7 protein-coding genes are annotated in these 6,238 nt (G+C 70.6%); 5 read left to right on the forward strand and 2 right to left on the reverse strand.

Annotation, left to right across the window (positions count from 1 at the left end; translation table 11 throughout):
* Positions 1-146: 146 nt before the first annotated feature.
* Positions 147-1,898 carry an acyl-CoA dehydrogenase family protein gene (locus NA8_RS13710; protein WP_063050742.1) on the forward strand — a complete coding sequence of 584 codons (1,752 nt, stop codon included), beginning with the start codon at positions 147-149 and terminating at the stop codon, positions 1,896-1,898.
* 89 nt (positions 1,899-1,987) lie between these two features.
* Here NA8_RS13710 and NA8_RS13715 read toward each other — a convergent pair whose 3' ends face one another.
* Both NA8_RS13715 and NA8_RS13720 read right to left on the reverse strand, forming a co-directional pair.
* Positions 1,988-2,422, reverse strand: a complete 435-nt coding sequence (locus tag NA8_RS13715) for a ferritin-like domain-containing protein (RefSeq protein ID WP_063050743.1) — start codon at positions 2,420-2,422, stop codon at positions 1,988-1,990.
* On the reverse strand, positions 2,419-3,015 hold the full coding sequence (locus tag NA8_RS13720; RefSeq protein ID WP_369690253.1) for a hypothetical protein: 597 nt from the start codon (positions 3,013-3,015) through the stop codon (positions 2,419-2,421). Before NA8_RS13720 ends, NA8_RS13715 begins: the two co-directional genes overlap by 4 nt.
* A gap of 161 nt (positions 3,016-3,176) precedes the next feature.
* On the opposite strand from NA8_RS13720, the gene rimP reads away from it, so the two are divergent.
* The 4 genes from rimP to NA8_RS32700 form a co-directional block, all read left to right on the forward strand.
* Complete coding sequence (rimP, locus tag NA8_RS13725; protein ID WP_063050744.1) at positions 3,177-3,842, forward strand: ribosome maturation factor RimP; 666 nt, start codon at positions 3,177-3,179, stop codon at positions 3,840-3,842.
* Positions 3,839-4,867, forward strand: a complete 1,029-nt coding sequence (gene nusA / locus NA8_RS13730) for a transcription termination factor NusA (RefSeq protein WP_063050745.1) — start codon at positions 3,839-3,841, stop codon at positions 4,865-4,867. The genes rimP and nusA overlap by 4 nt, the downstream gene beginning before the upstream one ends.
* Positions 4,868-4,989: 122 nt before the next feature.
* Entirely contained in the window at positions 4,990-5,322 is a 333-nt protein-coding gene (locus NA8_RS32695; RefSeq protein ID WP_084466766.1) for a YlxR family protein, read from the forward strand.
* A gap of 108 nt (positions 5,323-5,430) precedes the next feature.
* Positions 5,431-6,238: translation initiation factor IF-2 N-terminal domain-containing protein (locus NA8_RS32700; RefSeq protein ID WP_174550078.1), on the forward strand; the 808-nt coding region annotated here is incomplete at its 3' end.

A 6,238-nucleotide genomic window follows, 5' to 3' on the forward strand; every position in this document is an offset into this window, starting at 1 on the left:
TTCCCTGTCGGTAGCGAGGCCGAGGGAAGGCGCGCGCAGCCCGGCGACCGGGCGGCGGTTACCTACGCGACCGTAACCTGAATTCGCTGGTCACAGATCCTAGGACCTTGTCCTGACTGCTGTTACCCGCTGGTAAGTTAACCGGCATGACAAACACCGACGCGCGGTTGTTCAACCCCGCCAGCTATGACCCGCAGCAGTTCGACGCGGAGACGCGGCGTCTGTTGCGCGCCACCATCGAGTGGTTCGAGGGCCGGGGTAAACAGCGTCTGCTCGCCGACGACGCGAACGCGGTGTGGACGGCCGACTTCCTCGACTTCGTGAAGAAGGAGAAGCTGTTCGCCACCTTCCTGACCCCGGCGGCGTACGCCGACGGTGACCCGAATCGCCGCTGGGACGCCGCCCGCAACGCGGCGCTGTCGGAGATCTTCGGCTTCTACGGTCTGGCGTACTGGTACGCCGAGCAGGTGACCATCCTCGGCCTCGGCCCGATCTGGCAGAGCGACAACGAAGCGGCCAAGAAGCGCGCCGCCGCCGACCTGCTCGCCGGTGAGGTGATGGCGTTCGGTCTGTCCGAGCAGACCCACGGCGCCGACATCTACAATACCGACCTGGTGCTGACCCCGACCGAACCGGGCAGCGCGGACGCCGAGGCGGGCATCCTGTTCCGCGCCAACGGCGAGAAGTACTACATCGGCAACGGCAACGTGGCCAGCATGGTGTCGGTGTTCTCCCGCCGCGCCGATCTCGAGGGCGCCGACGCGTACGTCTGGTTCGCCGCCGACTCCCGGCACGAGAACTACCGCCTGCTCGGCAACGTCGTGCACCAGCAGATGTACGTCAGCACCTTCCGCTTGGAGAACTACCCGGTGCGCGCCGAGGACATCCTGCACACCGGGCCCGAGGCCTTCTCCGCGGCGCTCAACACCGTGAACGTGGGCAAGTTCAACCTCTGCCACGGCGGGATCGGCATGGTCGAGCACTCGTTCTACGAGGCGATCACGCACGCGGGCAACCGCATCCTCTACGGCAACCCGGTTACCGACTTCCCGCACGTACGGGCGAACTTCGTCGACGCCTACGCGCGCATCCTCGCGATGAAGCTGTTCAGCGACCGCGCCGTCGACTACTTCCGCAGCGCGAGCCTGGAGGACCGCCGGTATCTGCTGTTCAACCCGATGACGAAGTCCAAGGTGACCTCCGAGGGCGAGACCGTCATGACGTTGCTGCTGGATGTGCTGGCGGCCAAGGGGTTCGAGAAGAACACCTACTTCGCCGAGGTACAGCGGCTGATCAGCACGCTGCCCCGGCTGGAGGGCACGGTGCACGTGAACGTCGGGCAGATCCTGAAGTTCATGCCCAACTACTTGTTCGACCCGCGGGACTACCCGGAGATCGGAACCCGGCAGGACGCGGCCGACGACGCGTTCTTCTGGCGGCAGGGCCCGGCGCGGGGCGCGGGCAAGGTGCGCTTCGCCGACTGGACGCCGATCTACGACAAGCATGCCGACATCCCGAACGTGGGCCGGTTCTACGAGCAGGCGCAGGCGCTGCGTACGCTGCTGACCACCGCGGCGCCGGACGCCGGGCAGCAGAAGGACCTGGACTTCATGCTGACCGTCGGCCACCTGTTCTCGCTGGTGGTCTACGGCCAGCTGATCCTGGAGCAGGCCGCGATCACCGGCCTGGATCGCGACTTGATCGACCAGATCTTCGACTTCCAGGTCCGCGATTTCAACGCCTACGCCACGGCCCTGTACGGCAAACCGTCGGCCTCCCCCGCCCAGCAGGGCTGGGCGGCGTCGGCGCTGCGGCCGCCGGTCGCCGACCGCCCGCGCTTCGACCGGGTGTGGGCCGAGGTGGCCTCCTACAACGGCGCCTACGAGATGCGGCCGTAGGTCGCGCGTCGAGTCGACGGCGGCCGCGGTACCGCACCGGGCCGCCGTTCGCCGCGAGAACGCCTGCGGCGCTTCGGGTCGGCGCCGGATCAGGCCTTGCCGGGGAACGCGTTGGTGGGCGGGTCGGCGCCGAGGATCGACTGCCACGTGGCCAGCCGGACGGCGGCTTCGGTGAGCGCGTCGACACCGGCGCGCCGGATCGCCATGGACGCACCGCGTTCGACCACCGACCGCCAGGCGACGGCGGTGTCGGACTCGACCGTGACGGCCAGCCGCGCGGCCGAGATCGGATCGGCGACCGGGAACGGCACGGTGTAGGCCGCGTCGGGCGGCGGCACCGTCGCGCCGCCCAACGTGAGGGCGTCCACGGTGGCGTCGCGCCGGGCGCGGTGCGCGGCGGTGTGCTCGGCGACCAGCCTGGCGCGCTCGGGTGAGGCGTAGGCGGCGATCACGCCGTAGGCGTACACCGCGCCGTATTCGGCGTTCAACGCGTCGGTGAGGGCCCGGCGTTCGTCTTCGGTCATCTCAGCAGCACCCCCGCCTGCACCGCGCAGGCCGCGCTGATCGAGGCGAGCAAGCCTGCCCGATAGCCGTCCAGGGCGCGGGCCAGATCGGCAGCCGATTTCCGGGATTCGGCCAGCCGCGCCCGCAGCGTCTCGACGCTCGGCGGGGTATTGGGCGGCATCGCGCTGCCCGAGGCCACGGCCGACGGGCCGGATTCGCTCGCGCGGGTGCGGTGCACCGGTTTGGTGCCGTCGGCGTAAACGCCGATCACGCGGTCGATTTCGGTGCGCAAGGCGTCGGCGTGCGCGGTGCGCTCGGCCGCGATCGCCCTCAACGCGGCGTGCCGGTCGGGTGCGACGGCGATGGCCGCGGTCGCCGCCGCGGCGTCGGCACGGGCCGCGACCTCCTGTGCGGCAAGGGGATCCGGTTCGTGGACCACGTCGTCGCCGGTGCAGCCCGCCGCGGCGCCGAGGGCGAGCACGCCCACCGTCGCACCGCCCGTGAGACGGATCGCGCTGCGACGATCCAGGGCGGCGGCGCGGGGCTCGTGCCGGTCGGAGGGCATGCCGGTAGTGCGCCCGGCACGCGGCGGGGCGGGAAGGCGGATGGGCACGGCACCATCGTGCCAGACTCACGGGACGCCGCCGGACGAGCGGTGGTCGTGGCGTGCGTACTCCTCGACCACTGGTCCTTTACACTCTCGTGGCGCGTTACGCTAGACCTTTGGTAGAGAATTTTCCCACCGCGTCACAACTGAACCAGGAGCCGCCCCACATGCCGATGCCGACCGAGGAAAGGGTGAGCCAGCTCTTAGCTGGTCTCGTCGAACGCCGGGGATTCGACCTCGAGGGCGTCGAGATCTCGACGGCGGGCACGCGCGTGGACGCGCAGGCTCGGGTGCAGGTGACCGTGGATCGCGACACCTCCGATCTGGACGCGCTCGCGCGTCTCAGCACGGAGCTGTCGGAGCTGCTGGACGACGCCGGGGAGTTCGGCGAGACGCCCTACCTGCTGGAAGTCACCACCCCCGGCATCGATCGCCCGCTGACCGCCGAGCGGCACTGGCGGCGGGCGCGCGGCCGGAAGGTGCGCGTCACGCTGCGCGAAGGCGCGCAGCCGCCGGAGCGGTCGGCGACCTTCGAGGCCAGGGTCGGCGCGCTCACCGGTGACTCGGTGGCGCTGGTGCTCGGCGGTAAACGCGACCCGCACCGCGTGACGGTCCCGCTCGCCGACATCGCCACCGCCGTCGTCCAAGTCGAGTTCTCCCCGCCCGGCGCGCAGGAGCTGGAACTCGCCGGCGGAGTCGTTCCGGGGCGGCCCGCTCCGGGCCAGGAAGACGCGGTGGCGGTCGACGACGCCGCGCAGCACCCAGGAACACCGAATGCATTGTCCGAATCCGTAACAGCGTCCGATTCGCCGACCGAAGGGATCGTGGAATGAACATCGAAATCGAAGCCCTGCGCGCGATCGTCGCCGACAAGGGGATCTCGATCGAGACCGTGATCTCCGCGATCGAGTCGGCGCTGCTCACCGCGTACCGCCACACCGAGGGCCACCAGCCCAACGCGCGCATCGACATCAACCAGCGGACCGGCGTGGTCCGGGTGATGGCGCGAGAACTGGACACCGACGGCAACGTGATCTCCGAATGGGACGACACCCCGGAGGGGTTCGGCCGGATCGCGGCGACCACCGCCAGGCAGGTGGTGCTCCAGCGGCTGCGCGACGCCGAGAACGAGAAGTCCTTCGGCGAGTTCTCCACCCACGAGGGCGACATCGTCGGCGGTGTGGTGCAGCGCGACGCGCGCGCCAATGCCCGCGGCACCGTCGTGGTGCGCATCGGCAGCGAGTTGCACGGCACGGAGGGACTGATCCCGCCCGCCGAGCAGGTGCCCGGCGAGACCTACGAGCACGGCGACCGGATCAAGTGCTACGTAGTCGGGGTCTCCCGTGGTCCGCGCGGGCCGCAGATCACGCTGTCGCGCACCCACCCGAATCTGGTGCGGCGCCTGTTCGCGCTGGAGGTGCCGGAGATCGCCGACGGCTCGGTGGAGATCGTGGCCGTCGCGCGCGAGGCGGGCCACCGCTCCAAGATCGCCGTGCGCACCACGGTGCCCGGTGTCAACGCCAAGGGCGCCTGTATCGGGCCGATGGGGCAACGCGTGCGCAACGTGATGAGTGAACTGGCCGGCGAGAAGATCGACATCATCGACTATGCCGAGGATCCGGCGACCTTCGTCGGTAATGCGCTCTCGCCGTCGAAAGTGGTTTCGGTCACGATTGTCGACGCCGAGGCGAGGGCGGCCCGCGTCGTAGTGCCCGATTTCCAGCTGTCCCTGGCGATCGGCAAGGAGGGGCAGAACGCCCGCCTGGCCGCGCGGCTGACCGGCTGGCGCATCGATATCCGCAGCGACGCCGCCCCCGACATGGGCGGATCCGTGCGAACGGAGGCGCATCGGAGTTGACCGGAGCCCGCCCGCGGAGTGCTCGGGATGACAGGTTCGTAACTTCCGCGGGGGAGGGGTTCGGCGTTCCGAGCGTGGCAGCGGTAGAGTGGTCCAAGGTTCAGTCCGAGCCCTCGGCTCCGATGCCCGACCGCACGACCGAGCAGCACCCGGCGCCCCAGCGCCGAGCCGCTCCCGTGCGAACGTGTATCGGGTGCCGGAAGCGCGAACTGACCGGCGATCTGTTGCGGATCGTGGCTCGGGATCGTGAGACCGGCGACGGCTCTCAGATCATCGAGATCGTTCCCGATCCGCGGCGCAGACTTCCCGGACGGGGTGCCTGGCTGCACCCCCTTTCGGCTTGTCTGCGCGCGGCAGAGCGGCGCCGAGCGATCGGCAGAGCACTACGAGTGTCCGGACATCTGGATATCTCAGCCCTGGAGCATTACCTCGAGAACAGGCACGAGCACTCATGAGCACACCGTGAAGTACCAACGATGAACGTCCATCGGAGATAACCCGAGGTCGTGCGGGCCGCCGTCCCCAGAACGGTGGAGCTGCTCGACCTCTCAGTGAGGAGAGCAGTGGCAGGCAAGGCCCGCGTGCACGAGTTGGCAAAAGAACTCGGTGTCACGAGCAAAGAACTACTCGCAACGCTCAAAGAGCAAGGCGAGTTCGTGAAGTCGGCGTCCTCGACGGTGGAAGCTCCCGTCGCGCGTCGGCTGCGTGAGTCGTTCGCGACCAAATCCGCCCCGTCGAACGGCAACAAGTCGGGTGCGCGTCCCGGCCCGTCCGGCCGTCCGGCCCCCAAGCCCGCGGGCGGTGGCCCGCGTCCCGGTCCCCGTCCGTCGACGCCCACGCCGGCGCCGACCGCGCAGGAGACCGTCGTTCCCGCCGCGCGCACCGGCGAATCCCCGGCCGTGAAGCCGGGCCCCGCCGCGCGTCCGGGGCCTGTGCCGTCGCCCAAGCCCCCCGTCCAGGAAACGGTCGCCCCGCAGGCCGCCGCGGCCTCCGGCGCGACCGCGAGTTCCGCGCCCGCCCCGGCCGGTCCGAGGCCGACCCCGGGTGGCCCGCGTCCCGGGCAGCAGCAGCAGCGTCCCGGCGCCCCCTCCCAGGGCGGCCAGCGCCAGGGTGGCGCCGCGTCCGGTCCGCGTCCGGGGCCGAAGACCCCGCGCGTCGGTAACAACCCCTATTCGTCGGCTCCCGAGCGTCCCGCGCCGCGTCCGGCCCCCGGTCAGGGTGGCCCGCGTCCGGGTCCGGCTCAGGGTGGTCCGCGTCCGGGTCCGGCCCAGGGTGGTCCGCGTCCGGGTCCGGCCCAGGGCGGTCCGCGTCCGGGTCCGGCCCAGGGCGGTCCCCGTCCGGCCCCCGGTCAGGGTGGTCCGCGTCCCGGTG

This window comes from Nocardia arthritidis NBRC 100137, assembly GCF_001612765.1.
Classification (GTDB): domain Bacteria; phylum Actinomycetota; class Actinomycetes; order Mycobacteriales; family Mycobacteriaceae; genus Nocardia; species Nocardia arthritidis.

Coding starts and splice junctions, on each gene's coding strand:
- NA8_RS13710 (WP_063050742.1), top strand. CDS start 147: ATGACAAACACCGACGCGCGGTTGTTCAACCCCGCCAGCTATGACCCG.
- NA8_RS13715 (WP_063050743.1), bottom strand. CDS start 2,422: ATGACCGAAGACGAACGCCGGGCCCTCACCGACGCGTTGAACGCCGAA.
- rimP (WP_063050744.1), top strand. CDS start 3,177: ATGCCGATGCCGACCGAGGAAAGGGTGAGCCAGCTCTTAGCTGGTCTC.
- nusA (WP_063050745.1), top strand. CDS start 3,839: ATGAACATCGAAATCGAAGCCCTGCGCGCGATCGTCGCCGACAAGGGG.
- NA8_RS32695 (WP_084466766.1), top strand. CDS start 4,990: ATGCCCGACCGCACGACCGAGCAGCACCCGGCGCCCCAGCGCCGAGCC.